Annotated in this window: 16 protein-coding genes and 1 pseudogene; 9 read left to right on the top strand and 8 right to left on the bottom strand. The window is 62.8% G+C overall.

The features are described 5' to 3' along the window. Nucleotides 1-729 (top strand): class I SAM-dependent methyltransferase, encoded by a 729-nt coding sequence (locus H040_RS04595; protein WP_027921120.1) that lies wholly within the window; start codon nt 1-3, stop codon nt 727-729. 3 nt (nt 730-732) lie between these two features. On the opposite strand, the gene H040_RS04590 is transcribed toward H040_RS04595, so the two are convergent. The 4 genes from H040_RS04590 to H040_RS04575 form a co-directional block, all read right to left on the bottom strand. Beyond that, nucleotides 733-1434, bottom strand: coding sequence for a WbqC family protein (locus H040_RS04590; RefSeq protein ID WP_027921119.1), 702 nt, complete (start codon nt 1432-1434; stop codon nt 733-735). Next, nucleotides 1431-2621 carry a DegT/DnrJ/EryC1/StrS family aminotransferase gene (locus H040_RS04585; RefSeq protein WP_081784358.1) on the bottom strand — a complete coding sequence of 397 codons (1191 nt, stop codon included), beginning with the start codon at nt 2619-2621 and terminating at the stop codon, nt 1431-1433. The genes H040_RS04590 and H040_RS04585 overlap by 4 nt, the downstream gene beginning before the upstream one ends. Before the next feature lies 1 nt (nt 2622). Continuing rightward, on the bottom strand, nt 2623-3936 hold the full coding sequence (locus tag H040_RS04580) for a glycosyltransferase (protein WP_177326731.1): 1314 nt from the start codon (nt 3934-3936) through the stop codon (nt 2623-2625). A 171-nt stretch (nt 3937-4107) separates the two neighbouring features. After that, entirely contained in the window at nt 4108-5106 is a 999-nt protein-coding gene (locus tag H040_RS04575) for a sensor domain-containing diguanylate cyclase (protein ID WP_027921116.1), read from the bottom strand. Between the two features lie 217 nt (nt 5107-5323). Between H040_RS04575 and H040_RS04570 the strand changes: the two genes are divergently transcribed. Continuing rightward, nucleotides 5324-5815: a hypothetical protein gene (locus tag H040_RS04570; RefSeq protein WP_027921115.1), complete on the top strand. Its 492-nt coding sequence runs from the start codon at nt 5324-5326 to the stop codon at nt 5813-5815. 509 nt (nt 5816-6324) lie between these two features. Here the strand turns inward: H040_RS04570 and H040_RS04560 are convergent. Beyond that, entirely contained in the window at nt 6325-6795 is a 471-nt protein-coding gene (locus H040_RS04560; protein WP_027921114.1) for a diguanylate cyclase domain-containing protein, read from the bottom strand. A gap of 42 nt (nt 6796-6837) precedes the next feature. Between H040_RS04560 and H040_RS04555 the strand changes: the two genes are divergently transcribed. Both H040_RS04555 and surE read left to right on the top strand, forming a co-directional pair. Continuing rightward, a complete protein-coding gene (locus H040_RS04555; RefSeq protein WP_027921113.1) occupies nt 6838-7794 on the top strand; it encodes an endonuclease in 957 nt (318 codons plus the stop codon). A gap of 215 nt (nt 7795-8009) precedes the next feature. Next, nucleotides 8010-8777, top strand: coding sequence for a 5'/3'-nucleotidase SurE (gene surE / locus H040_RS04550; protein WP_027921112.1), 768 nt, complete (start codon nt 8010-8012; stop codon nt 8775-8777). A gap of 287 nt (nt 8778-9064) precedes the next feature. On the opposite strand, the gene pvdP is transcribed toward surE, so the two are convergent. Then, nucleotides 9065-10696: a pyoverdine maturation tyrosinase PvdP gene (gene pvdP / locus H040_RS04545; RefSeq protein ID WP_027921111.1), complete on the bottom strand. Its 1632-nt coding sequence runs from the start codon at nt 10694-10696 to the stop codon at nt 9065-9067. 178 nt (nt 10697-10874) lie between these two features. Here pvdP and pvdM point away from each other — a divergent pair, with 178 nt between their 5' ends. The 5 genes from pvdM to H040_RS04520 all read left to right on the top strand — a co-directional run bounded on the left by pvdM (nt 10875) and on the right by H040_RS04520 (nt 18785). Then, nucleotides 10875-12233, top strand: coding sequence for a pyoverdine-tailoring dipeptidase-like protein PvdM (pvdM, locus tag H040_RS04540; protein WP_027921110.1), 1359 nt, complete (start codon nt 10875-10877; stop codon nt 12231-12233). Next, nucleotides 12233-13522, top strand: coding sequence for a pyoverdine-tailoring periplasmic protein PvdN (gene pvdN, locus H040_RS04535; RefSeq protein ID WP_027921109.1), 1290 nt, complete (start codon nt 12233-12235; stop codon nt 13520-13522). The genes pvdM and pvdN overlap by 1 nt, the downstream gene beginning before the upstream one ends. A 25-nt stretch (nt 13523-13547) precedes the next feature. Further along, a complete protein-coding gene (pvdO, locus tag H040_RS04530) occupies nt 13548-14402 on the top strand; it encodes a dihydropyoverdine dehydrogenase (protein WP_027921108.1) in 855 nt (284 codons plus the stop codon). Between the two features lie 171 nt (nt 14403-14573). Continuing rightward, nucleotides 14574-16232, top strand: coding sequence for a cyclic peptide export ABC transporter (locus H040_RS04525; protein ID WP_027921107.1), 1659 nt, complete (start codon nt 14574-14576; stop codon nt 16230-16232). A gap of 84 nt (nt 16233-16316) precedes the next feature. Beyond that, on the top strand, nt 16317-18785 hold the full coding sequence (locus H040_RS04520; protein ID WP_033696650.1) for a TonB-dependent siderophore receptor: 2469 nt from the start codon (nt 16317-16319) through the stop codon (nt 18783-18785). Between the two features lie 146 nt (nt 18786-18931). Here the strand turns inward: H040_RS04520 and H040_RS04515 are convergent, their stop codons facing one another. Beyond that, on the bottom strand, nt 18932-19318 hold the full coding sequence (locus H040_RS04515; protein WP_060485733.1) for a hypothetical protein: 387 nt from the start codon (nt 19316-19318) through the stop codon (nt 18932-18934). A gap of 7 nt (nt 19319-19325) precedes the next feature. Beyond that, a pseudogene (locus tag H040_RS04510) lies at nt 19326-22649 on the bottom strand (DUF637 domain-containing protein); the annotation flags it as partial. Nucleotides 22650-22739: the final 90 nt, after the last annotated feature.

Below are 22739 nucleotides of genomic sequence, written 5' to 3'. Positions count from 1 at the left end.
ATGTCACGCGACCTGAACACCGAGTACCAGGACACGGAAAACCGCCTGTACGCCTACGACTTCGACTACATTCACCGCGACTACATGATCAAGGCGCTGAGCGGGCAGTTTCGCCCGGGCAATGCCCTGGAAATGGGTTGCTACCACGGCGAGTTCACCCGCAAGCTGTTGCAGGTCTTCGATGACGTGACCGTGCTCGAAGGCGCCTCCGACCTGATCGAGATCGCCCGCCGCAATGTGGCCGATACACGGGCAACCTTCATCCTCGGGCAGTTCGAGGACGCCAGCCTGGAGCGGCGCTTCGACAATATCTTCCTGATCCACACCCTCGAACACCTCAGCGAGCCGCAACCGGTGCTGAAAAAAGTGCGCGAGTGGCTGGCGCCAGGTGGCCGGCTGTTCATCGTCGTGCCCAATGCCAATGCGGCGTCGCGGCAGATCGCGGTGGGCATGGGGCTGATCGACTTCAACGCGGCGGTTACCGACGGCGAACGCCAGCACGGCCACCGCTGCACCTACAGCCTCGACACGCTGGAGCACGAAGCCCTGCAGGCCGGCCTGCAGGTGACCCAGCGTGGCGGCATCCTGTTCAAGCCGATGGCCAACTTCCAGTTCGACGCTGCCTTGCGTGCCGGCATCATCGACCAGGCGTTTTTCGACGGCTGCTACAAGATGGGCATGAAGTACCCGGACCTCACCGCGAGCGTCTACGTGGTCTGCGAGGCCTGAGCCTCAGAGGTAATCGTAGGCCGCCAGGTGCGGCCCGATGCCCTCGGCGCCGACTTCCATCAAGGCATCGACGATCGACAGGTAGGGGGTGAACCCCTCGCCGCGTTGAGGATAAGGCAGCGGGCGCATGCCGATGAAGCGCAGGTCGATACCGACATCGGCGAACCTGGCAGGCGTATACAGCGACCGCCCGCCTTGGGCATTGATATAGCGGGCCGCGCCTTCCTGGCGGCAGATATCCACAATCCGTTCCTGTGCCGCAAGCCGGGCATTACCGTAGCCCTGGCTGCTGCTGACGATCTGTACCGTCTGGCCCATGAAACCGGCCAGCACCTGAATCTGATGGGTCAGGAAGCCGGCCAGGTTGTTGTCCGGGTGCGCCAGGATGCGCTCGATCACAGGGAACACCTGATCGAAACAGGGCGCCTTGCGGTAGGCCATTTCCACGCAGCGCAGCATGCGCCGCTGCCACTGGGCTGCGGGGGCAATGTCGATCTCGTTGATCTTGCGGTTCTGCGAGGCCTGCAACAACGGCAGGGTAATCAGCCCGGGGGCATTGTTGATCAGGATGCGGTTGCGGTTGACCCAGCCACGGACGATGTAATTCACATCGTCGTAGACCACAAAGCGGTCTGCGGCCTGCAACAGTTGCCAGTAGCCGATGTAGGGAAACAGGTAAGGCTGCATGATCGCCACGGCGCTCATGCGGCAGCCCCGGCGATCAGGCCAATGATGAAGTCGACAGTGGCGTGGTCGAGGTCGGGATAGATCGGCAGGCAGATCACCTGCTCCACCACCTGATGCGCCACCGGCAGGTTGCCGGCGCTGGCCGACGGGTAGCCGCGGTACATCGGCAGTCCGCTGATCAGTGGCTGGAAATACCGCCGCCCATGGATGTTGTGGGCCGCCAAGTGGGCGAACAGCGCGTCGCGGCTCAGCCCGAACTCAGGCCCCACCAGGATCGGGAAGTAGGCATGGTTGGCGACTGCCTCGCCCACCCCGCAAATGCAGTGGATGCCGGCAATGCCCGCGAGGCCGGCACGGTAACGCTGGTCGATGCGCCGGCGTTTCTCCAGTGCTTCGTCCACGCCTTGCAGTTGTAACAGACCGAACGCCGCGTGAATCTCACTGAGCTTGCCGTTGGTACCGGTCACTTCCACGGTGGTACCGTCGGCAGACAGGCCGAAGTTCTTCAACTGGTCGATGCGCCGCTTGGTCGCCTCGTCGCGACAGACGATGGCGCCACCCTCGAACGTGCTGAATACCTTGGTCGCGTGGAAGCTCAAGGTGGCCATGTCGCCATGGCGCAGCAGGCTGCCGCCGGTGTCCTGCGCGCCAAAGGCATGGGCGGCGTCGTAGATCACCTTCAGGCCGTGGCGTTCGGCAATCGCGCGTATCGCCGCGACATCACAAGGGTGGCCGTAGCAGTGCACCGGCAGGATCGCCGTGGTCTTCTCGGTGATGGCCGCTTCTATGCGCGTAGGGTCCAGGTTCAGGGTGCGCGGGTCGATATCGACGAAGACCGGCGTCAGGTTGTTCCACAGCAATGAATGCGCGGTGGCGACGAAGGAGTACGGCGTGGTGATCACCTCGCCGCTGAGCCCGGCCGCCTGCAGCGCGGTGATCAAGGCCTGGGTACCATTGCAGAACAGCGACAGGTGCTCGACACCCAGGTACGCACACAGCGCCGCTTCCAGCCGTTGGTGCATGGTGCCGCCGTTGGTCAGCATGCGGCTGCCCCAGATCTCCTGCAGGTAGGGCAGAAAAGCCTCCAGTTCAGGCAGTGCCGGCTGGGTCACGTAAACCGGTTGCCGGCCAGGCTCTGGCAATGCTTGCGCGGACGCAGCCGTTGACTGCTCCCAGGGGGTACGGGCGTAGGCAGGCTTGGGCATGTCAGATCGCCTTGTCGAACTCATGCCGCGCCCAGAAGTCGCGCATGATCGCCCAGCAGCGCCGGGATTCACCTTGAGCCGCGGCGCCATACAGCACCTGGCACTGCTCGCCGTGGATGCGGAAGCTGCTCAGCGGCCGAATCAGGTAGACGGTGTTGCCGCGCAGGGCCAGGTTGAGGAAGATCGCCACGTCCGAGGCCCAGGCAATGGGTTGCTGGTCGACCGACATGAAGTCCGGGGTAATGCCCAGCATGTCAGCGCGGCGGAACATCACCGTGCTCGGTTCGCCGACAAAATTGAGCTGCGACTGCATCAATGCAGTACCCAGCGACAGGCCTTCGATCAGCGAGTCGTCCGCAACCGGGGCTTGGGTGGCAGCGATATCGGCCAGTGGCTCACCGTGCTGGTCGATGCGCTGGCGTTTGGAGGTCACCAGGGTGACATCCGGGTAGCGGCGGAAGCTGTCGAGCATCCGCTCCACGCATTCGAGGTCCAGCACGTCATCGTCATTGAGGAACTTGATGAACTCGCCACGCGCTTCTTTCAGGCAGAGCACGTGGTTGAGGCGGCCGATGTCCTTGCCGGCATCCGGGTTACGCACATAGCGCACACGCGGGTCGTGCTGGCTCAGGTCGGCGCATATGCGTTCGATTTCATCGGTCGGGCAGTCGTCGCACACCAGGATTTCCAGGTTGCGGTAGGTCTGGTTCAGCGCACTGCCCAGGGCGTCGTACAGGTGCTCGGTCTTGTAGGTCGGCATGACGATGCTGACCAGTGGCTGGGCATTTTCCGCCAGCTGTCGCTCGGTCTTGCGAAACTCCAGCACCAGTTGCCCGGGCAGCGGTGCGTCCAGGCCGCTCAGGTGCGGATCGCAGCTGGTGCCCGCTTCGCTGAGGGCCACCGGCTCCAGGCCGACCATCGTGCAGATCCGCGTCAGCTCCTCGGCGTCGAAGGTCCAGGCGTGCTGGCGCAGGGCAATATTCAGCCGTTCGCCACGGCCGATGCCTGGGGCCTCGGGGTAGCTGCGATTGCACAGGTAATCGTCGATCAGCGCGTTGAGGTCGGTGCAGACCAGGCGGATCACTCCACCCGGTTGCAGCGCCCGCCGGCATTCGTGCAGCAGGCGGATAGCCTGGTTGCGCCCCAGACGCTGCAGAAAGCAGGCGCTGTAGATCCCCGCCAGCGCACCCGTTTCCCACGGCAACGCCTGACCCGGCGCCCACTGCAAGTCAGCGCCTGCGGCATCCAGATCAATATTGATGAAGCCCTGGCGTGGGTGATCGGCGCAACCTAGGTTCAAGTAGATGGGGGGCATGGTGCTCGCTTCGAAGGGATCTTCAGGGACGTACTGCTGCAACCGCTGTATCGGCCGCAATCTTCCGAGCATGACTGTGAATTTCGAAAGACGTCAGCATGCCGCTGGCATGATCGCCAAATCCCTTTCGCGGTACAAGGCCGCCCCTACAGACGGCCCTGAGGCATCGATTCATTCGGCAATGGCGTTTTTCCCCGAGCCTTTGGCCCGGTACAAAGCCTGGTCGGCCCGCGCCAGCAGTTCCTCCTGGCCCTCCCCGTCCTGCCACTGCACCACGCCGTAGCTCATGGTCAAGCGGCAATCGCCCACCGGCTCCATCCGCTCCATCACTCGGCGCAACTGCCCGGCCAGGTCGAGCGCCTCGCCCAGGGTGGTCTGCGGCAGCACCATGACGAATTCGTCACCGCCCCAGCGCGCCAGCAGGTCGAGCTCGCGCAGGCTGCTACGCAAGTTGTCTGCTACCTGGACCAGCGCCGCGTCGCCCCGGGCATGGCCATGGCGGTCATTGATCGGCTTGAAATCATCCAGGTCCATGGCAATGAGCGCCAGCGGCTGGCGGAAGCGCTTGGCCCGTTCGCACTCCTGCTGCAAGGTTTTTTCCAGCCGGTAGCGATTGGCAACCCGCGTCAGCGCATCGCGCTCGGCCAGGATGCGGTTTTCGTCGAGCTGGCGCTGCAGCTGCTGGTTGACCCACGACAGCTCGCGGGTGCGCTCGGCCACCTGGGCTTCCAGCGAATGGTTCTTCTGCTCCAGCTGCGCCACCAGGCGCTTGCCCGCGTCGATATTGCGGTGCGCGCCGAGCATGCGTGCCACCGAGCCATCCTCGTTGCGGGCGATGATATGGCCACTGTCCTCGATCCACAGGTAGCTGCCATCCTGGCATCGGCAGCGGTATTCGATGAGATAGTGCTCGTTGCGCTGGTTGATGTAGGCCTCGAAATGCGCCATCACCCGCGGGTAGTCCTCGGGGTGGATCACGCTTTCCCATGTCAGCACGGTGTTAGCCTTGGAATGGCTTTCATAACCGAGCATGGCGTACCAGCCGGGGTTGCGATAGACGTAGCCGGTATTGGCATTCCAGTCCCAGATACCATCGCTGATCAACTCGAACAGCGTTGCCAGCTGCTGCTCACTGAAGCCGGCAGGTGCCGGCGGTGTTTCCTGACTCATGGACGCTCTCCCTGGTGTCCAGCAACTGCGCCCCGGTCAAGGTGCTGCCGACAGTGCTTGTGTTTGCCGCAGGCGGCAACGTACTTCCTCTGACAGGCAAGCATATGCCTGCCGGCCAACCACCGGAATAGCCCGAACGTCCTATTTTCGTGGCCTGCACAGCTGGCATGGGTTTTGCCCCGCTCCCCTGGCTTTTGCAACGTCCAAGGAGGCGCACATGGCAATCACCCTCAATGGCCTGGGTTGGCAGGCCACCGTGCACCAGCAGCGCATCAACCACGACCAGGCACAAGCCGCGCTGGTGCCGTTCCGTGCGCCGCTGGACACCCGCAATACGTCCGCGCAGCCGAACAGCCAGGGCAGCACTTCGCAGCAAAATGCCGACGATGCCCGCGAGGAAGCGTTCGCCAAGCTCAAGGTCATGCTGCAGAACCCCGACCTGGCCGCCCGCCAGCAGGCCAGCACCCGTACCCAGGAAACCGGTGATGCGCTGCAGGAGTTCCGCGACTACATGGCCAAGTCACCTGAAGAGAAGATCAAGGAGAAGGTCCTGCAGGAACTGGGCATGACCGAGGACGCGTACAACGCCCTGCCACCTGAGCAACAGGCCAAGGTCGATGAGCAGATCGCCCAGCGCATGAAGGAAGATGTCGAAATCAAGACACAGGCCAAGCTGGCCGGGCAGGCGACAGAAACCGAGCAGGTCTGAAGCCAGGGGTGTGGCCAGCGCAACGTTGGCCGCACCTCAGGCCAGCAGTTTCAATGCCTCCTCTACCGCTGCCACCTGCGGGTTGCCCGTGGCTGCGGGCAAACGCCAGGCCGCGATGGCCAGCTCGAGGGGCACCGAGCGGGCCAGGCGCGCGACCAGTTCGCCACTGTCGAGATAGGGCTGTATCAGGCTTCTGCGCCGAAGGCTTGCTGCACCGCGATCAAATACAGGGAAAAGCCAGGGCCACGGGCCACGAAGTGCTGCTCAGGCATGATCGCAGCAATTGTTGCAACGTACCGAACCTGTTACGCCATGGTTGCCAGCCTTGGCGCATGTCCTGAGCCGTGCAAACCGGCTGACAACCATGACCTCACAGGCATGGCCACGTTGCAAAAAATGTAGGAGCGGATTCATCCGCGATGCGCCGCGCGGGCGGCGCTCGGTCTCACAGGCGCTGAAATTGTTGTGGCAGGCCCATCGAAGCCCTGACGCGCCCCCCTGCCAGCGTCTCAATCCGCCACCAGACTGAACCTGTTTCGCCCACTCCGCTTGGCTTCATACATCGCCTTGTCTGCCAACGCCAAAGCCTCCTCGGCACTCTGCGGTTCATGCCCGGACAGGTTCAGATAAACCCCGATACTGGCACCCACGGCCACTTCAGCATTCTCCACCGAAATAGGCGCCGACAGCACATCGCACAGCTTGCGCGCAATATCCAGGGCTGACGCCTGGTTGGCCACGGCCTGTGCGATGACCACGAACTCGTCACCCGCCAGCCTGGCCACCGTGTCATCCGCCCGCATAGTCGCGAGCATGCGCCCCGCTGCAGCCTGCAACACGGCATCACCCGCCTCGTGCCCATCGTTGAGAGGCGACGGGGCAATTTGCATGACGACTCGCTCGGCAAAATCCTGACCCGAAAACGATAGCGCCGCAGCGCTCAAGCGCAACCCTTTCCTCTCTACTATCAAATCGTTCAAGCCGTATAATCGCGTCCTTTTGTAAGCCTAAGACGTATTTTCATGAAGAAATTGCTTTGCGCCGTCGCCCTCGCCTTCGCCGCCATCCCCGCCGCTTTCGCCACCCCGCCCGCCACCTTCACCGAAGCCAAGGTGGTCGCCAAACAGAAGATCTACCTCGACCAAGGCAACAGCGCGATGGGCGAGTTGTACTGTGGCTGCAAGTGGACCTGGGTCGGCAAATCCGGCGGCCGGGTCGACTTGAAGTCCTGCGGTTATGAAACCCGCAAGCTGCAGACCCGCGCCGAGCGCACCGAGTGGGAACACATCGTCCCGGCCTGGACCTTCGGCCACCAGCGCCAGTGCTGGCAGAACGGTGGGCGCGAGCACTGCGTGGACAGCGACCCGACCTTCCGCGCCATGGAGGCCGACCTGTTCAACCTCTACCCATCCGTGGGCGAAGTGAACGGTGACCGCAGCAACTTCAATTACGGCATGGTGTCCGGCGTGGCGCCGCAGTACGGCCAGTGCACCACCAAGATCGATTTCCAGCAGAAAACCGCCGAGCCACGCGACGAGGTGAAGGGGCTGGTGGCACGCACCACGTTCTACATGTTCGATCGCTACAAGCTGAGCATGTCGCGCCAGCAGCAACAGGTGCTGATGGCCTGGGACAAGCAGCACCCGGTGACGGCCTGGGAGAAGCAGCGTGACCAGCGGATTGCCGCGATCATGGGGCACAACAACCCGTTCGTGACCGGCGAGCGCAAGTGGGCGCTGGGGTATACGCCCCAGGGCGCGGCTGCGGTGCCGACTACGGCGGTGAAAGAGACGGCCAAGCCGACACTGGCCAGTGCGGTGACGGCTGGCGCGGTTGTGGGCAACCGCAATAGCCATGTGTATCACCTGGCCAGTGGTTGCCCGGGGTACAGCCAGGTTTCGCAGAAGAACCAGGTGGCGTTTGCCAGTGAAGCCGAGGCGCAGGCGGCGGGGTATCGCAAGGCGGGGAACTGCAAGTAACGGTGTGAGGGTTGTGTGAGGGCCAAGAGGTGTTCGCCTCGATACCTTCTGCGGTTTTGAGATCGAGCGCCGCCCGCGCGGCGCTCGATCTAACAGGCGCTGAACCTTCCATGGCGAGCACCTGTAAGCCACCACACATCCCCCCCACCATTCAATCCGAAGAAACCGGTCTAGTCTCAGCTGTCGGAACCCATCACAAGGATCAACCGACAGCCATGACTCAGCAAAAACTTGGAAGGATTCTGGTCACCAACGACGACGGCATCGACGCCCCTGGCCTGAAAGTCCTGGAGCAGGTTGCCGCGCAACTGGCCGATGAGGTGTGGGTGGTTGCCCCGCGTGCGGACCAGAGCGGCACCTCGCACTCGCTCAGCCTGCATGCCCCACTGCGGGTCAGTGAGCATGGTGACAAACGCTTCGCCGTCACCGGTACGCCAGGTGACTGTGTGGTGATGGCGGTGCAGCACCTGCTCAAGGATGCCCGCCCAGACCTCATTCTCTCCGGGGTCAACCGAGGTGCGAACCTGGGCCTGGAAACGGTGTTCTCCGGCACGGTCGGTGCTGCCATGACCGGCATGCTGCTGGGGATCCGCTCGATTGCCCTGAGCCAGGCCTACAGCGACCGGGCGAACGTGCCTTGGGACAACGCGCTGGCCCATGCGCCCAAGGTGCTGCAGGCACTGCTGAGCCAGGATTGGCCGAGCGATGCCTGCCTGAATGTGAACTTCCCCGACTGCAACCCGCAGGCCACCTTGCCGCTGAAGGTGACACGGCAAGGTGCCGGGCCTTTGAACAGCATGTCGGTGCGCAAAGAGGTGGACCCTCGTGGGTTCGACTACCACTGGATCAAGCTGAACAACGCCAGGGAGGTCGACCAGCCCGGGACCGAAATGGCTGAACTGGCGGCAGGGCATGTCACCGTCACACCGCTGCAGTTCGAGAGAACACATAGGGCGGCGTTCAATGATGGGGCGTTGAAGTGATCGTCGCGAGAGGTGCAGCGCCTGTGAGATCGAGCGCCGCCTGCGCGGCGCATCGCGGATGAATCCGCTCCTACATCTGTTGCAACGTGGCCATGCCTGGGAGGCCATGGTTGTCAGCCGTTTTTAGGCCTCAAGACAGCGCCAGGGCTGGCAACCATGGCGTAACAGGTTCGGCACGTTGCAACAGATGTAGGAGCGGATTCATCCGCGATGCGCCGCGCGGGCGGCGCTCGATCTCAAAAGCGCTGAACCTTCCACGGCAAACACCTGCGAGCCGTTGCCCCCCACTATGACCTTTCGGGCAACTTCATATGCCGCGCATACCAAGGCCTGCGGGGCGTACGCCGCAGCAAATCATCCACATCCCGCTCACCGCTAAAGGCAATGCGCAACGCCAGCTTCATCGCCTCCACCTCCATCTCCCCGGCACCGCCCCCGGCATCGGAAATCCCCCCACAACCATGGGTCATCGGCCCGAGCCAAGGGTCGCCAACCTGCACCCAGCGCCCCGGCGCAAACCACGACACACCATTGACCTCGCGCCGCTGCACCTCACCCGGATGGGCCCGCTCATGGGCCCGGTACCAGTCCTCGATACGGTCATCGATCCAGCCATGGAAGCGCCAGAACACCGGGTTGACGTGTGACGAGAACGGGTCGCCGAGGAAGTCGTTCTCCTCACGGAACCAGCGCGCCGCATAGTCCGTCTGGTTCCGGTCGCCCATCACCGGCGCACCATTGGAAGGGTCGCGGGTGACGGTTGCCCAGCGCATGTGCAGCCAGTCATGGATGTTCAGCTCCACCTCCGAGCCGAACTGCCCGAGGGTCAGGCGGCTGAGGTAATCAGGGTCCTGGTACTGCGATTCCCAGACCTGGAAATTGCTGAAGAACGTTTCTGCCGCCTTGATGCCATGCAGCCACTGGCTCAGGTCCTCGTCATTGGCCGCGACCCAGGCCGGCGGCACCGAGTTGCCGTCATGGTTTTCCTGATAGCGGATGAACCCTTGCCGGTCGTACTCAAGCTGCGGTGACGGCAGCGGCAGTTGCGCCCAGTTCGGCAAGTCGGGCTGCAAGCCACGCGCATGCCCCAGCATGTGCCGGTGCATGAAGAAGAAGTCCTCGCCGGAACCATTGAGGTGCTTGCGCCGCCCGCGTGCGCCGCGCTCGGCGTCACGCGGGCCAGGTTGCCAGCCAGCACCGCGCAGGGCATCGCGCTTGCTATCGTCCAGGCGGTGCCACTTGTCCCGGGTGGCATGCCACACCTGGTGGAACAGGCGGTGTTCGGGAGAATTCAGCCAGGCCATCAGCGCCGGCGCCAGCGGCGTGACCTGGCGTGCCTCGGGGAAGGCGCGCTTGCTGGCGACGAAGTGGTTGTCTGGCTCAGGGCTCAGCAGCGGCCGGTCGATGCGGCGGATGCGGCCGGTCAGGGTGCCAGCACCGGCGTTGCCCCAGGAAGCCCAGACCTCATCGAGGGTCGCCTCCAGTTCATGGCTCGGCGCTGACGCCCCTGCCGGCACCAGGCGCCAACGAACCTTGCCGGCATCGGCGGCAACCAGCTCGCCGAGCACCCGGTAGCGCGGCGGGTCACTGCCGCGCAGGCGTTCGGCCACGTCGATGAAGCCGCGCAGCGAGCGGCCGGTCGGGCCGACATCCAGCAGCATCTGCACGCCCTGCAACGGCAGGCCATCCAAGCCGGCCTCGGCACCACTGAAGCGCAGATCCCAGATGCCGCGCAGCTTGTCGCCGATGCGCACGCCCGCACTGGCGGCGGCCTCGACCGTGGCCTCACCGGGGGTCTGCACCTCATCTTTCCTGAGCTTCTCGTCGTGGTCCTGCGGCTGGCGCGCATACCACGCTGCCGAACCCGCCGCCCCGGCTACCGCCAGCCCTACCATGAACCCACGCCTGGAAAACCTCATCGCCACATCCGTATCCGTGTCAGCCACGCCTATCGAGCTAGAACGAGATGCCGGGCAGCAAATTTACCGGTAGCACACCGCTAAATTTCCCCCTGCCGCTCTCGTCCCTCCGTGACAGGCAAGCCCCGTGATCGCGGCTGCCGCAACCGCATCGACCCTGGCAACCAACGGGATGGCAATGAACACGACACGCTTGCGCAAGGCCCCCTACCTCGCCGCCTTGGCGCTGATCCTCACACTCGCGGGCGCCGCGGCCTGGTACTTCTTCATCTACCTGCCCGCCGGCTACCCGCGCGAGGTGATGAAACATGCCCAAGCGCTGCAGGAACGCATCATCTCCTTCGACAGCCACATCACCGTGCCACTGAACTTCGGCACCGAAGGCAAAGAGGCCGACAAGGATGGCAGCGGCCAGTTCGACCTGGTCAAGGCCGGCCGCGGCCGCCTCTCTGGCGCGGCGCTAACGATCTTCGGCTGGCCGGAAATCTGGAACGGCGCCAACGCACCCCATCGCCCGACTGCCGCCTTCGTCGACGAAGCGCGCCAGCAGCAGGAAATGCGCTACAAGATCCTCACCGGCATGGTTCGCGACTACCCCAACCAGGTCGCCATCGCCTACACCCCCGCTGACTTCCGACGCCTGCACGGCGAAGGCAAGTTCGCGATCTTCCTCAGCATGCTCAATGCCTACCCCCTGGGCCACGACCTCAATGCCCTGGACACCTGGGCCGCGCGCGGCATGCGCATGTTCGGCTTCAGCTACGTGGGCAACAACGCCTGGGCCGACTCTTCGCGCCCGCTGCCGTTCCTCAACGACACCCCCGACGCCCTCGGCGGCCTGTCGCCGCTGGGTGAACAGGCCGTGGGCCGGCTCAACGACCTGGGCGTGATCATCGATGTCTCGCAGATGTCTACCCTGGCGCTGGAAGACGTCGCCCGCCTGAGCCGCGCGCCGATGGTCGCCTCGCACTCCGCACCGCGTGCACTGGTAGACATCCCCCGCAACCTCAGCGATCACGAGCTGCAAGCGATCAAGCACAGCGGCGGCGTGGTTCAGGTGGTGGGCTTCCCGGCCTACCTCAAGCCGCTGAGCCAGGGCACCCTGGACAAGCTCAACTCCCTGCGCAAGCGTTTCGACTTGCAGCCGCTGAACGGCCTGGCCAACGCCCTGATGCCGGGCGACGCGATCATTTCCATCTGGCCGGAAAAGAAGTTCGGCGAGTACGCCAGCGCGCTCTACGCCATCCTCGACGAAGAGCCCCGCGCCACGGTCAAGGACATGGTCGACGCCATCGACTACACGGTGCGCAAGATCGGCATCGACCACGTCGGCATCGCCTCCGACTTCAATGATGGCGGCGGCGTCACCGGCTGGATGAACGTCGGCGAGTCGCGCAATGTCACCGCCGAGCTGATCCAGCGCGGTTACTCCGACGCCGATATCGCCAAGCTGTGGGGCGGCAACTTCCTGCGCGTGTGGGAAGAGGTGCAACGCCTGGCCAAACCCGGGGCCAGCACCCAAGCGGAGCGTGGCTGATGAACGACCGTCGCAGCTTTCTCAAGCAGGCAGGCGTGCTTGCCGCCGCCCTGCCCCTGACCGGCAGTTTTGCCCAGACCGCACTGGCTGCCACGCCGGTGGCAAAGCCCGGCCAGAACAAATGGCAGGCCCTGCGCCAGCAGTTCGACCTGGACCCGGCCTACCTGCACTTCTGCAATTTCCTGCTTGCCTCCCACCCCCGTGTGGTCAGCGAGGCCATCGCCCGCTTCCGTGCGCGGCTGGACCAGAACCCGGGCGAAATGGTCGACTGGGACCGCGAGGAGCTCTGGGGCTATGAAAACGAAGTGCGCGCCTGGGCCGGCCGCTACTTTGGCGTGCAGCCGGGCCAGGTGGCCCTGACCGGCAGCACCACCGAGGGTTTGTCGATGATCTACGGCGGCCTGCAGGTAGCGCCCGGCAAGGAGATCCTGGTCAGCGCCCACGAGCACTACTCCACCAACACCCGCCTGGCCTACCGCGAACGGCTGATGGGCACCCAGGTGCGCCGGGTGGCGCTGTTCAAGGACCCGCAGCTGGCCTCGGTGGACGAAATGCTCGGCAATATCCGCCAGGCCATCCGCCCGCAAACCCGCGTGCTCGGCATGACCTGGGTGCAGTCCGGCAGCGGCGTCAAGCTGCCGATCCGTGAAGTCGGCGAACTGGTGAAAACCGTCAACCAGAGCCGCGACGAGCAGGACCGGATCATTTACGTGGTCGACGGCGTGCACGGCTTTGGCATCGAGGACGTGAACTTCGCCGACTTCAACTGCGACTACTTCATTGCGGGTACCCACAAGTGGCTGTTCGGCCCACGTGGTACAGGCGTGATCATCGCCCGCGAAACAAAGCCCCAGCCCTACCTGGTGCCCAGCCTGCCGACCTTCACCAAGGGCGAGAACTTCGGCACCTTGATGACCCCCGGTGGCTACCACGCCTTCGACCATCGCCTGGCCCTGGGCAAGGCGTTCGAACTGCACCTGCAACTGGGCAAGGCCGATGTCCAGGCCCGCGTGCACCAGCTCAACGACTACCTCAAGCAGCGCCTCGCCGAGCACGCCAAGGTGCAGCTGGTGACGCCACGCAGCAGCCAGCTTTGCGCAGGCTTCACCTTCTTCCGCGTCGAGGGCCGTGACTGCGACGCCGTCGCCCGCCACCTGATGGCCAACAAGGTGATCAGCGATGCCGTCGACCGGGATGTCGGCCCGGTGGTGCGCCTGGCTCCGAGCCTGCTCAACGACGAAGCCGAGATCGACCGGGTGATGGCCATTCTCGCCCCGCAACTCGCCTGACCTTTCGCCTTTCAAGAGAACCGCCATGAACATGTTCAAGCCCCTGGCCCTGGTGGCCGCCCTGCTCGCCAGCGCCCCGGCCTTTGCCGCCGACACGCACACACCTGGCAAAACCTTCAAGGATTGCAAGGACTGCCCCGAAATGGTCGTGCTGCCCGCCGGCAGCTTCACCATGGGCGTACCGGATCACGAAGTCGGCCGCCAGCCCGACGAAGGCCCGATGCACACCGTGACCTTCGCCAAACCTTTCGCCATCAGCCAGTTCCAGGTGCAGGCCAAGCAGCTGCAGGCCTGGCAACGCGAAGCCAAGGTCACCCTGCCTGACGGCGACGACCGCCCAGGGCGCCGTTGCACCAACGGCAAGCCCAGCTACCCGCAAGGCCCCGACCAGCCGGCGGTGTGCATCAGCTATGACGAGGTCAAGGCCTATGTCGCCTGGCTGTCGAAGAAGACCGGCAAGCAGTACCGCATGCTCAGCGAAGCCGAGCGCGAATACGGCGCCCGCGCAGGCTCCAGCGGCCCGTTCCCGTTCCCCTTCGATGAAGGCAAGGCATACAGCATCGCCAAGCACGCCAACACCTATGGCGCCGCCGACGGTTACAACTACACCTCGCCCGCCGGCAGCTTCCCGGCCAACGCCTTTGGCCTTTACGACATGCACGGCAACGTCTACGAATGGGTTGCCGACTGCCGCCACGACAGCTACGTCGGCGCGCCCGCCGATGGCAGCGCGTGGATGGAAGCGAGCTGCGAGTACAACCACATCCGCGGCAACGACTACAGCGAAGCGCCGGTGTTCTCCCGCTCGGGTAACCGCAATTACCGCGAACCCTATGTGCGCGGTGACTGGCTGGGCTTCCGGGTAGCCCGCGCGCTCTGAGCAACACCCCTCTGCCAGGTACCGCCAGCGGTACCTGGCTTGCCCGGGCGCACGGCCCGGCCCGGCTAAATCACAACCCCTCTCACACGTCTTTTCACTGGGCAACCAGCCCACACGGCGCTCACACGCGCAGCGCCGAAACCGCATCCGCGTACCCACCAGGAATTCACCATGAACCGATCGACCCCTGGCGCACTCCGCGAACTCCTCGGCCTGCTCAAGCCTTACCGACTGATCGTCGCCCTGGCCGTCGTGCTGGGGATCGTCGGCGGCCTGTGCATCACCTTGCTGCTCGCCAACATCAACAACCTGCTGCATGCCCCCGGCGCCATCACCTGGGGCGTGGTACTGGCGTTCGCCGGTATCTGCCTGCTTGCCCTGTGCGCGTCCATCGCCTCGGACATCGGCACCAACTATGTCGGCCAGCATGTGATCGCCAGGCTGCGCCGCGACCTCGGCGAAAAAGTGCTCAGCGCGCCCATCGAGCAGATCGAGCGCTACCGCAGCCACCGCCTGATCCCGGTGCTGACCCATGACGTCGACACCATCAGCGACTTTGCCTTCGCCTTCGCGCCGCTGGCCATTTCCCTGTCGGTGACCCTGGGTTGCCTCGGCTACCTGGCCCAGCTGTCCTTGCCGATGTTCCTGATCACCGCCTGCGCCATCCTGGTCGGCACGGCCGTGCAGTACATCGCACGGGTGCGCGGAATCCGCGGCTTCCATGCGGCCCGCGAGGCAGAAGACGAAATGCAGCGGCATTACAGCGGTGTCGCGTCCGGGGCCAAGGAGCTGCGCATCAGCCGCCCGCGGCGCCAGCGCATGTTCGACGAACGCATCAGCCGCACCGCCAACTTCATTCGCGACACCCACATCCGCTCGATCAACATCTTCGTGGTCGCCAAGAGCCTGGGCTCGATGCTGTTCTTCGTGGTCATCGGGCTGGTGCTGGCCCTGCAACAGGCCGAGCTGATCACCGACCCCAAGGTCACCAGCGGTTTCGTGCTGGTGCTGCTGTTCATGAAGGGGCCGCTTGAGCACCTGGTTTCGACCCTGCCCATCGTCAGCCGCGCACAGATCGCCTTCCGCCGCATTGCCGAGCTGTCGACCCAGTTCTCTTCGCCCGAACCGCACCTGCTGCTCGACGCCCCTGAGGTCCCCGACCGGCAGATCAGCAGCCTCGAACTGCGCAATGTGCGCTTCGCCTTCCCGCCCGTGGACGGTGCCGCGCCGTTTGCCCTGGGGCCGATCAACCTGCGCGTCGAACAGGGCGACATCCTGTTCATCGTCGGCGAGAACGGTTGCGGCAAGACCACATTGATCAAGCTGCTGCTGGGCCTGTACGCGCCCCATGAAGGCGAGATCGTGCTGGACGGCCAGGCCGTTACCGCCAGCAACCGCGACGATTACCGCCAGTTGTTCACCACGGTGTTTGCCGACTACTACCTATTCGATGACCTGCTGCAGGGCTGCCAGGCCTTGCCGGAGGACGCCGGCAAGTACCTGCAACGCCTGGAGATCGCCCACAAGGTGCAGATCCGCGATGGCGCCTTCACCACCACCGACCTGTCCACCGGCCAGCGCAAGCGCCTGGCACTGGTCAACGCCTGGCTGGAGAAACGCCCGGTGCTGGTGTTCGACGAGTGGGCCGCCGACCAGGACCCGACCTTCCGGCGCATTTTCTACACCGAACTGCTCCCGGAGCTGAAGCGCCTGGGCAAGACCATCATCGTCATCAGCCACGACGACCGCTACTTCGACGTGGCCGATCACCTGCTGCGCCTGCGCGACGGCAAGCGGGTGGAAGAAGAAATCACAGAATTTTCACATTGATTTTTCCGGTTCTGGGGGGCCGGCACGTTACATAAATGCAAATAAAACTCATAAGTAATCTATCTGCTGACACTGAGTATCCGCATGACCATTACCACGGTTTCGCCGCTCGCCCGGGCGGTTCGCAGGAAAACACTGGCCATCCTCCCTTCGTCGCTACTCGCCTGTGCGCTGGCAGCGTCCATGGCAGCGCAAGCCGAGCCGGTCGCGCTGGATATCCCTTCGCAAGGGTTGGTGGGGGCTCTGAATACCCTGGCCAAGCAGGCCAATCTGCAACTGCTGTATAGCCCGGACGCGGTGCATAACACACCGGCGCCGGCGGTCAAGGGCAACATGGAGCCGGAACAGGCCCTGCGCCTGTTGCTGCGCGACAGCGGCCTGACCTACCAGCTCGATGGCCACACCATCACCCTCAGCGGGCCCGCCGATGCATCCGCCCTGAACCTGGGCCCGGTGAACATTTCCGGGCGCCAGTTCGATGCCACCACCGAGGACTCGGGGAGCTATACGTCCAACGCGGTGACCATCGGCAAAGGCACCCATCGCCTCAAGGACATCCCGCAGTCGGTCAGCGTGGTCACCCGCAAGGCGATGGACGACCAGCGCCTCGACACCCTCGACCAGGTGCTGGAAAAAACCACCGGCATCACCACCTACCAGAGCCCGTCCGGCGGCAAGTACATCTACTCGCGCGGCTTCGAGGTCGAGACCATCCAGTACGACGGCGTGCCGCTGGACCGCCGCTACTACGGCATCGGCAGCAGCTTCACCTCCGATACCCTGTTGTACGACCGTGTCGAGGTCCTGCGCGGCGCCAACGGCCTGCTGCAAGGCAGCGGCAACCCGGGTGCGGCCATCAACCTGGTGCGCAAACGCCCGAAGGCCGAGCCTTCCCTCTCCATCACCGCCAGCGCCGGTTCCTGGGACACCTATCGCCAGACCATCGACGCTAGCGGCCCGCTAACCACCGATGGCCGGCTGCGTGGGCGCCTGGTCGCCGGCCATGAAGACCGCGACTACTTCTACGACACGGCGGATAGCCGCAAGAACGTGCTGTACGGGATTCTCGAATACGACCTCAGCGACTCCACCACGGTCGCCGCCGGTGCCAGCGTCGAAGACCTGCACTCGACGCCCTACTTCGGTGGCCTGCCGCGCAACAAGGACGGCAGTGCGGTAAACGTCAGCCGCTCGACCTTCACCGGCGCCGACTGGAACAAGTGGAACAACAAGCAGACCACCTACTTCGCCGATATCACCCACGACTTCAACGAAGACTGGCGCCTGAAAGCCTCCGGCAGCTACATCCGCGAAACCAACGACATTTTCTACAGCTTCGGCCGCGGCGCGGTCGACCCGGCCACCGGTAACGGCATGCAGTCGCGTGCCTACCTGTACGACTTCGAGAACATCAACCAGGGCGCCGACATCAACCTCACCGGCAAATGGCGCGCCTTCGGCCATGAGCACGAGATCGTGGTGGGTGCCAACGCCAGCGACCTGCGCACCGACGACCTGCAAGGCGGCCTGCTCAACCTCGGCCCGATGAACATCTATGACCCGGTCTCGCCTCGCGAACCCACCCTGGATGAAATGCTCGGCACTACCTACGCCGGTGTTTCCAAGGCCAAGATTCGCCAGAATGGCGTGTACAGCGTGCTGCGCTACAAGCTGACCGACCCGCTGACCCTGGTGCTGGGCGCACGGGTCAGCAACTACAAGTACGACTACGAACTGACGCGTTTCACCACGGCATCGCCCGACCCTTCACATGCGAAGGAAAGCGGTGAAGTCACGCCGTACGGTGGCTTGATCTACGCACTGAATGACCAATGGTCGGCCTACGTCAGCTATGCCGACATCTTCAAGCCGCAGACCGAACTGACCGAAGACCTCGCCCCGCTCAAGCCGATCGAAGGCTCCAACTACGAGATCGGCCTGAAGGGCGAACTGCTGGACGGCCGGGTCAACACCAGCTTCGCAGTGTTCCGCGTCGACCAGGAAAACCGCGCCCAGTACGACTACAACTCGGTGTGCGGGCAGGACGGCGAAACCAACTGCTACGTGGCAGGCGGCAAGGTACGCGCCGAAGGCTTCGATGCGGAAATCAGCGGCGAGGTGCTGGCTGGCCTGCAACTGTTCGCCGGCTATACCTATACCTCGACCAAGTTTCTCAACGACCCGGGTGATGGCAGCACGGCATCTGGCGCAACCTTCAACAGCTACACGCCCCGCCACCTGCTGCGCTTCTGGGGTGACTACAACCTGCCTGGCGAGCTGAACCAGTGGACCGTCGGTGCCGGCGCCAACATCCAGAGCAAGAACCACAACACCAACCAGGGTGGCACCAACGGCATCGACAAGATCGAGCAGGCCGGCTACGCCATCTGGAACGCACGCGTGGCGTACCAGATCAACCAGAACTTCAGCGTCGCCCTCAACGGCAACAACCTGTTCGACAAGAAGTACTACTCGTCCATTGGCTGGCTGAACGCTAGCAACGTGTATGGCGAACCTCGTAACTACACCGTGACCCTCAGAGCTGACTTCTGACGCAGACGGTATGAAAAAGCCCCCTGGCGCGATGCGCGAGGGGGCTTTTTGCAAAACCAGGAGTGGCTACTTTTTTTAATGACGGTCAAAACGTCCCATTGAGCAGGGCTGTACTGAACGCACCTCTTGCAGCAACTCTTCAGCAATCAGATTTCAATTTCTCGAGTCACTCCCAACTCTGGCTTCAGCCGAATAAAATTCGACCACGCCGATAGAGCACTCTCAAACGACTCAACACTGAGCAGTTCGAAATATTCCTCATCATGGAGAGAATATACTTTTACATGCTTCTTGGTTAACTCAGCCCCCCAAGCATCGCGACTCCAATCTGAAAAATCAACTTTGGATTTTTTAACCAAATCCATTCGAGCCATACCTTCATCCAACCACGACAGCGTATCCAGAAACCCCTGTCCGCCATCGTCAGTCAAAAGACAGGCAAGCGGGCTAACACCATCCTTGTTAACCACGCTTGAACAACAAGTCGGAAAAATAGCTCCAGCTGATTCTCCCCATGAAAAAAATAGTTTCATTTTTCACCTAATATTTTGGATAGACGGTAGTTTTGGGAGTGATATAGCCTTCGACTTTTACCCCGCTAGGGGTTGTGCCGCTCCATTTATTCCCTACAACTGTTCTGTTCTTAAAGGCTGCGTCCACTTCAACCTTCACCCTATCTGCGGTCCAAGAATCGGGGAATAGTGTAGAAATACCGCCATTGTTCGTTTTAGGCAAGAATTGTCCTGGGTTAGCTGGGTCTGCCACCTGAACTTTGGCAGTGTAAACCCCTTGCGCATTCGGTGCCGATGCGGTACCAGGGATGACTTTAACCTCACCCATTGCTGTTGAATGCCCACCAACGACGCTACCATTTTTCTTTACTTCAGCACTAAGTATGTGACCATCAAAATCAATCGGAGCAGTAATCTTGCTTACGGATAGTGAGGCTTGTGCATTCAGATCAATTGCGTCCTTTGCTCCTCCCTTTAGCAGATCAGCTCCAAATTTTGCCTCAAGTGCTTCGAGGGTCTCACCGGAAACTTTATCAGCAATGCGCCTGGCTGCAGCTGTTTTGGTTGACGGTGTTGGGAACAATAGATCAATCGCCAGTGCCGCGTATTGCTCCCAGTCCTCCGGCTCAAACAATGTATCTCTCAATGCTGCCGGAGAAAACTCTGCATTGAGGAACTGGACGATTTTTGGATTGAGTTCTGCCGAACTGGACAGGTTACCGTCAGCGATCTTGCGTAAATCTGCCAGTACCGTTTCAGCATCAAGGTCAAGGTACTTACCCTGCCCCTGAAGCACTTTCAGCCCTTGCTCCAAACGCTCTTTTGCCTGGCGATGAACCTGCTGGTTATACGCTGTTGCGTACTTGGCAATTTCTGAACCTTGCTCGAGGTCGCCGTCGACGGTCGCCGCCGCTAACACGCCCACGATCTGGGAAGCCATCACTTCTAAACGGTCATCCCCTCCGACCAGGGTGACAAGTGCATTGCTAAGCGCTTCATTGGCGCCTGCCGCCAGTGCCCCTGTCTTGAATTCCCCTCCCATGGCTTCAGCCATCAGGCCCCCGAATAACGCATGGGCCATGATTTTCTGAGGGCTTCCATCTGGGTACTTGCCTAGCGACCAGTCGCCGATCAAGTTGAATCCGATGGCCATCCCCAAATTGCCTGCCTGAGCAGTCAATGAAGTTTTCAAATTTTCGCCAAAACTGCCTCCGCCAAGGGCAGTCTCAACACCGGCTTGAGCAACGCCTTGCGCAGCTAAAAAGGCAGAAAATTTCGCTATATCAGTTACATTGTTTAGATCAAAGCCCTTTGTAATTTTACTGGCATTATCGGTACTTACGCCGAATGCCTCATCAAGATAAGGCGAAACGACGTAGGCCGTGGCCACCGTTACCGCATAACTTTTCAGCGCCTCTTTACTGAAAGTAAACTTGAGTCCGCGCCCAAGATCGCCGTTGTTATTGATCGTGCCGATTGCTAATTTACTCGCCATCGCGCCATACAACGGACCAAGATAGGCCGCGGCTACAATGGCGATGATGAGCGACGGAGCCGCCCCCAATCCCGAGTTGCTGTACTTCCAGCTGTCATGAATTTCCTGAACCTGGCGCCAATCAACGTCTCCGCGCTTTTCCGCGTCCTTCAACCACGCCAGGTTCGGGTCGACCTCGACCATCGCATCGATCGCCTGGCTGACGGACTGCTGATCGAGATGCTTATAGTCAATCTTCAGGCCATCCACGGCCTTGATCGCTAGGTTGCCCTGTGCGTTCAGCTCGCTCTGGCGCACGGTTTCGTCAGTCTGGCCCTTGCCCTTTGCCGACTGCCAAGCGAGATTGCCCTTGCTCTTTTCGTGACTCTCCTGATGCAGATCCTTGACCGCCTCGAAGGTCACTGCGCCGCCACTGTCGATGATCAGATCTGCGCCACTGTCGAGCTTGGCCGCCTGGTACAGCTGGTCGCCACCGCTGACCAGCATCAGGTCGCCACCGGTGCTGATCGCACTGCCAACGTTGGTGACCTGAGTGACTTCATCACGCTTGGTGTACTTGCTGCCGAAGCTGCCTTTCTTTTTCTTGTCGTACAGCGAGTAGTCCAGGTCCTCCGCCGCCAGCAAGGCAAGTTGGCCGCCTGCCACCAGGTAGGCTTCGTCGCCGGCGCTGATGCGGCTGGCACTCAGGGCCAGGTCCTGGCCGGCGCTGATGGAGACATCGCTGCCGGCGGTCAGCACCGTGGACACCTGGCTGACATGGTCTTCCTGGGTCTTGAGCTTCTTCGAGGTGTACGCCGAATGGGTCTCGTCCGCCGCCGACATCAAGGTCACGTCACCAGCGGCGCTGATATCGATGGCGCGCTGCGCCTCGATCTGGCTGGCCACCGCAGTGAGGTCGCGCCCTGCCACGGCAGTGAAATCGCGCCCGGCACTGACGCTGGAACCGTTCTGCGTCACCGACTGGGTGGTGGTGCGCCCATAGGCGGCGCTGTCGATGGCCTCGGCGGAACCCAGCAGGATGTCGCGACCGGCCTCGATCGAGGTGTCGCGCCCGCTCTGCAGTACCCCGCCGGCGCTGACGAAATCTCGCCCGACGTTAATGCTCAGGTCGTTGGCAGCCTCGATGCGCGCGGCGCTGTCGACGTAATCGGTACGCGCCTGCAGGCGCGCGGCGTCAGTGACCTGGCTGGTTACCGAACGCTCGTTGATCACATCCCCCTTCAGCGCGGTCATGCTGATGTCGCGGCCGGAAATGATGCCACCGGCCTTGTTGACGATGTCGTTGCCGGCCAGCAGGTCGACCCGGTTGCCCGCCTGGATCAGACCACTGTTGATGATGTCGTTGCCGGCTGCGGCCGACAGGTTGTTGCTGGCGCGCAGGGTGCCAACGTTGAGCAGGTCCTGCCCGGCCACCAGGTTGACGTCATTGCCCGCCACCAACGCGCCATTGGGCGCCAGGCGGTTGTTGGCATTGGCCATGTACAGCACCGGGACCAGCACCTTCTCGCCGTTGACCGTGACCTCTTCCAGCCAGACGATGTCGTGGGTCAGCGCCGCCACCTGCTCCGAGGTCAGGCCCACACCCACCGCCAAATTCAGCTGCTGCTTGCTGGCGATGGCGTTGTCCATCAGGTACTTGAACATCTGCTCGTCGCTGGTCTGGCCGGCCAGGAAGCGCTGCCCGGTGGCGGCCACCACGGCTTGCTGGAGCAAACGCTGCTCATAGAAGCCATCGCCCAGCCGCTTGGCGCTTTCGTCAGGGTTGTAGCCCAGGCCGGCCAGCAGGTAGTCGGAGCTCATGAACTGCTTGAGGTCGGTGAGCAAGGGGCTGGTTTCGACCAGGTACTTGTGCGGCTGGATCGCGACAGTGATGGCACGCGTGATGGGTGCATCGAGCATGCACGAAGATCTGAAGCGGACCGCGGCCTCCTGCAGGAGGCCGTGGTC

This window comes from Pseudomonas sp. URMO17WK12:I7 (assembly GCF_003269045.1).
GTDB lineage: Bacteria > Pseudomonadota > Gammaproteobacteria > Pseudomonadales > Pseudomonadaceae > Aquipseudomonas > Aquipseudomonas putida_J.
Note: the sequence above shows the minus strand (reverse complement) of the source record. Positions and strands in the feature narration are given on the sequence as shown.